Here is a 3,970-nt window from a genome sequence, read left to right as displayed (position 1 = left end):
AGCGACATCGCCGCCGCCAGGTGATCACGCGCCCGATCAGCCGGGTCCAGGCGCGCGTAGGCAGGACGAGAATCGACGGGGCCGGAATCGCCAGGCTCCCGGCCGGGGCCTGACCCCCGCGCCTCCCGATCGAGCCGGCCCATCGCCTCCACGAGGTGATGCGCGGCCTGCAGTCGGGTGGCCGCGGCGAGGTTCTGCGCCACAGTGGCCGACCGCGCCACCTCGCTCAACGCCTCGGCGCCCAACGTGTCGAGAGCCTCCGGCACGGCGCGAAGCGCCCCGAACGCCGCCGAACTCGTCGTCGTCATCATCGGATCCACCACCGCACCCCCTGCGCCAATCGGACTCGCTACCATTCGAACGTGTGATCTAGTATATCGTCTCAACCGATATAGCACAAGTGTTCGACTGGCCCCGTGAGGGCGGGGTCGACCTCAGGGGTATCGCGCCTCTGGGCCGAATGCGCGGGAGCGTGCGCGGGCTCGCCAGTGCAGGAAGGCCAGGCCCACCCACGAGACGAGCACGGCGGCCGCAACGGCGAGTTGGGCCGTCAGGAGATGTTCCGCGGGGTAGATGACGCCGGTGAGGTAGTGGTCGATGAACCCCGTCGAGGGAAGCGTCTCCTGGCCGGCGCGGGCGCGTCCCCAGTTCTCCACGTAGGTGAGCGGACAGTCCCACCCCACCGTCGCGATCCCGAGTCCGTAGGCCGCCGTCGCCAGATGCGGCCAGAATGTCCAACGCCATCGCCACGCGAGGAACCCGCCCACCACCATGTACACGAGGAAGGCGGCGTGGAGCACCATCGCGACGTCCGCGACGAGCCGGTATCCCATACCTCCAGGGTGCCAGCCGGTGCGGGAGGTGCAAGTGGCCCGACAGGCGAGGCCTCTGCTACGGTGTCCGGCATGTCGATCGCTCGCGCATATTGGCGCTTTATGTGGGCTCCGGGTGGAGCCCGCGCCGCGAGCGCACGCGTCCGCTAGCCGGACGTCCGACACCCGGAGCCCAGAGGCGGTGACCATGATGGTCGCCGCCTCCCGCCATTTCCAGCGGCGGATCCGGGTGCGCACAGGGCACCGAACAGGATCACGGCACCCGGCCCGCCACGACCACCGCATCAGGAGCGCACTGCCGTGACCATCACCGCCGAGAACCCCACCCAGACCGCCGACCGACGTGTCTTGTCGTACTCGCCACTGCCGACCCCCACCGAGATCCTCGGCGAACTCCCGCTGGGGGAGGCCCGCGAGGCGCTGGTCGAGCGTAGCCGCAGCGAGATCGCCGATGTCCTGGCCGGGCGCGACGACCGGTTGCTCGTGGTGGTGGGGCCCTGCTCGGTCCACGACCCCGAGGCCGCACTCGACTACGCGGGACGCCTCGCGGCCCTGGCCCGGGAGGTCTCCGAGGACCTGCTGATCGTCATGCGCGTCTACTTCGAGAAGCCGCGCACGACGGTCGGGTGGAAGGGCCTGATCAACGACCCGGCCCTCGACGGGAGCTACGACATCCCGCGCGGTCTGCGCACCGCCCGGAGGCTACTCCTGGACGTGCTTGACCTCGGCCTGCCCGTCGGTTGCGAGTTCCTCGAACCGACCAGCCCGCAGTACATCGCCGACGCCGTCTCCTGGGGTGCCATCGGAGCCCGGACCACCGAGAGCCAGGTGCACCGCCAGTTGGTCTCCGGCCTGTCCATGCCGGTGGGGTTCAAGAACGGGACGGACGGCGAGGTCCAGGTCGCGGTGGACGGGTGTCGGTCCTCGGCGTCGCGCCACGTGTTCTTCGGCACCGACGCCGAGGGCCGGGCCGCCGTGGTGGAGACGGCCGGGAACACCGACTGCCACGTGATCCTCCGGGGCGGCACGGGCGGACCCAACCACGATGCGGCGTCCGTGGCGTCCGCGGTGGCGTCGGTCGCGAAGGTGGGGCTGCCCGGGCTGGTGATGGTGGATGCGAGCCACGCCAACTCCGGCAAGTCCCACGAGCGTCAGGCCGAGGTCGTGGCCGAGCTCGCCGAGCGGATCGGGGCGGGGGAGGAGGGCATCTCCGGCGTGATGGTCGAGAGCTTCCTCGAGGCCGGCGCCCAGTCCGTCGACGCCGCGGAACTCGTCTACGGCAAGTCGGTCACCGACGCCTGCATCGGCTGGGACACCACCGAGGAGGGCGTGCGCGCGCTGGCCGCGGGGGTTCGCGCCGGCCGACGGGGCTGAGCCCCCGCGGGGTCAGGGGGACCCCTGTGGAGGGGGCGTCGCGCGGTAACCTCTACCGAGTGGATGCCTCCTCCCCCCTGTACTCGCTGTACGAGTCGCGACTCCGGTCGTCACTCGAGGGTGCCCGGCTCCCACGGCACATCGCGGTGATGGCCGACGGAAACCGCCGATGGGCCAAGGAGGCCGGGTTCGCGGATGTCGCGCACGGACACCGGGCCGGGGCGGTCAAGATCGCCGAGATGCTGGGCTGGTGCGACGAGTTGGGCGTGGACGTCGCCACCATCTATCTGCTGAGCACCGAGAACCTGGGTCGCGATGCCGAGGAGCTCGACGAGCTGCTGCAGATCATCGCCGACGTGGTGGACGAGATCACCGGTCCGGACAAGAACTGGGACGTCCGGATCGTCGGGCGGCTCGAGGTGCTGCCGGACTGGCTGGCCGAGCGGCTGCGCCACGCCGAGCGCGCGAGCACCGGGCGTCGGGGGGTCAAGGTCAACGTCGCCGTGGGGTACGGCGGCCGTCAGGAGATCGCCGACGCGACCCGCGAGCTCGTCGCCCAGTTGATCGACGAGGGCCGGACCGGGCGGGACCTGGTCGACGGCATCACCGTGGAGGCCATCGGCGAGCACCTCTACACCTCCGGCCAGCCCGATCCCGATCTGGTGATCCGTACGTCCGGCGAGCAGCGGCTCTCCGGATTCCTGCTGTGGCAGAGCGCCTACTCGGAGATCTGGTTCACCGAGGCCTACTGGCCCGCGTTCCGCCGCGTGGACTTCCTCCGCGCCCTGCGCGACTACGGTGCCCGCAACCGCAGGTTCGGCCACTGATGCCGGCCTCGAACAGTCCCGCGTCCGGGGAGACGGTGCCGGAGTCGTTCACCGTGCAGGCCGTCTGCGTGGTGGACCAGCTCCTCACCGTTCCCGGCCGCGTCGGCGTGACGGCGATCGACAAGCGCCCCGTCGAGGGCCCGGTGCAGGTCCGTGAGTACGGCCTCCACGGCGACGTCCAGGCCGACCGCGAGCATCACGGCGGCGTGTGGAAGGCCGTCTACCTGCTCTCCGACTCCGATGTCGAGCCGTGGGAGCCCGAGTTCGGTGGGCCGATCCCGCCCGGGTACTTCGGCGAGAACCTGCGCGTGGCCGGTGTCGACACCTCGCAGCTGCAGATCGGCACCGTCCTGGAGGTGGGCCGGGGCAGCGGTCGTCGGGGTCCGTTGCGCCTGGAGATCACCACCCCGCGCATCCCGTGCCAGACGTTCGGCGATCGAGTCGGCAAGCCCAGGTGGGTGCGCCGGTTCACCGAGGCGGGGCGACCGGGTGCGTACGCCCGTGTGCTGCGGCCGGGGCCTGTCGAGGTGGGCGACGAGATCCGGGTGGTCGCCGTGCCCACGCACGGCGTCACCATCGGGCGGGTGTTCGCGGGGGTCGACGACGACGAGGCCGGCCGCCTGCTGTCCGAGTACACGCTCTCCGACCTCGCACCGAGCCTCGTGCGCAAGCTCGACCCCGCCACGGACGTCCGGCCCTCGGACGCCGACTGATCACCCCGTCGCGCGGTCGATCCCGATCACGTTTCTCCAGTTCGCCACGCGCTGACCGGCGCATTTGCGACCACTCGGCTGCGACCACTCGGGGAGGGCCTACGCACGCGGCTCGGCGAGGTGGTCCCAGACCGGTCCGGCGGTGCGCCACAGGGCGGGCGCCTGCTCGCGGCCCACGTCGGGCAGCCGGAACGCGCCGCTGCCACCGGCGGTGGTGGCCACG

The 3,970-nt window shown here is 71.4% G+C and carries 4 protein-coding genes and 1 pseudogene; 3 read left to right on the top strand and 2 right to left on the bottom strand.

Annotated features, from left to right (window positions below; translation table 11 throughout):
• Positions 1-308 (bottom strand): annotated as a pseudogene (locus G6031_RS12895) (hypothetical protein); the annotation flags it as partial.
• A 126-nt stretch (positions 309-434) separates the two neighbouring features.
• Positions 435-833 (bottom strand): DUF2784 domain-containing protein, encoded by a 399-nt coding sequence (locus G6031_RS12890; RefSeq protein WP_179525704.1) that lies wholly within the window; start codon positions 831-833, stop codon positions 435-437.
• Between the two features lie 300 nt (positions 834-1,133).
• Here G6031_RS12890 and G6031_RS12885 point away from each other — a divergent pair, with 300 nt between their 5' ends.
• The 3 genes from G6031_RS12885 to G6031_RS12875 are packed head-to-tail and all read left to right on the top strand — an operon-like array spanning position 1,134 to position 3,747.
• Positions 1,134-2,207 (top strand): 3-deoxy-7-phosphoheptulonate synthase, encoded by a 1,074-nt coding sequence (locus tag G6031_RS12885; RefSeq protein WP_182653466.1) that lies wholly within the window; start codon positions 1,134-1,136, stop codon positions 2,205-2,207.
• Between the two features lie 59 nt (positions 2,208-2,266).
• The gene (locus G6031_RS12880) at positions 2,267-3,034 is read left to right on the top strand and encodes an isoprenyl transferase (RefSeq protein ID WP_182610033.1); all 768 of its coding nucleotides are present in this window, start codon (positions 2,267-2,269) and stop codon (positions 3,032-3,034) included.
• Positions 3,034-3,747, top strand: a complete 714-nt coding sequence (locus tag G6031_RS12875; protein WP_187702274.1) for an MOSC domain-containing protein — start codon at positions 3,034-3,036, stop codon at positions 3,745-3,747. The genes G6031_RS12880 and G6031_RS12875 overlap by 1 nt, the downstream gene beginning before the upstream one ends.
• Positions 3,748-3,970: the final 223 nt, after the last annotated feature.

Source organism: Dietzia sp. CQ4, from assembly GCF_014145125.1.
Classification (GTDB): Bacteria; Actinomycetota; Actinomycetes; order Mycobacteriales; family Mycobacteriaceae; genus Dietzia; species Dietzia natronolimnaea.
The sequence above is the reverse complement of the archived record's forward strand: the minus strand, read 5'-3'. Positions and strand labels throughout refer to the sequence as shown.